Raw genomic sequence first — 765 nt, 5'->3', positions numbered from 1 at the left:
TTTTCTCGCCGAGTCGCTGCGGATACTTCTCGAACGACACGGCAAGATCGTCGTCTGGGCACACAACACCCATCAGGGAGACGCCCGTGCAACCGATCAGGTGCTCGCGGGTGAACTGTCGATCGGCCAACTGATGCGGGAACAGATGGGCGATGAGGCGGTTTATCTGGTAGGCATCACCACTGCCGGCGGCAATGTTCGTGCCGCGACCGGCTGGGGAACGCCGGATCGGGTCAAGTGTCTGAAACCACTGATCGAAGGAAGTTGGAGCGATCTGCTGCACGACGTCGGCTTACCGGCATTCGTGCTCGTTTTTCGCGACAATTCCGATCTGATCGACGCGCTCGACCGGCAGCGGCTCGACCGGGATATTGGCGTCACCTATCTGCCCGATGCGGAACTTGAGAAGCACTACTGGCACTCGTCGCCAGCAAAGCGCTTCGACGCCTTGATCCATATCGACATGACCCGCGCCGTAGTGCCTCTACGGTAGGCCTGATCAAAAGAAACTGTCATGGCAAAGCTTCCTTCCCTTATCATGTTCCAAGTGATCCGGAGGTAAGCAGATGGCCAAAGATAAAGACAGTAACCCCCACAATCATCCGGTCGTCGTCAGTGAGAGCGGTCTGGGACCCTACCAGCAGACGGTGCGTGCCGGCTGGCATACCTTGCTTGCCGATGAGCCAGTCACCATGGGCGGCGGCGACACTGGCCCATCACCCTTTGATTTGCTGCTCGCCAGTCTTGGCGCCTGTACCTCGATCA

At 58.6% G+C, this 765-nt stretch carries 1 protein-coding gene and 1 pseudogene; both read left to right on the top strand.

The features are described from left to right. Window positions 1-493: erythromycin esterase family protein (locus CAPSK01_RS15605; protein WP_273703810.1), on the top strand; the 493-nt coding region annotated here is incomplete at its 5' end. Between the two features lie 112 nt (window positions 494-605). After that, window positions 606-765, top strand: a pseudogene (locus tag CAPSK01_RS15600) (OsmC family peroxiredoxin); the annotation flags it as partial.

This window comes from Candidatus Accumulibacter vicinus (assembly GCF_000584955.1).
Lineage (GTDB): Bacteria > Pseudomonadota > Gammaproteobacteria > Burkholderiales > Rhodocyclaceae > Accumulibacter > Accumulibacter vicinus.
The sequence above is the reverse complement of the archived record's forward strand: the minus strand, read 5'-3'. Positions and strand labels throughout refer to the sequence as shown.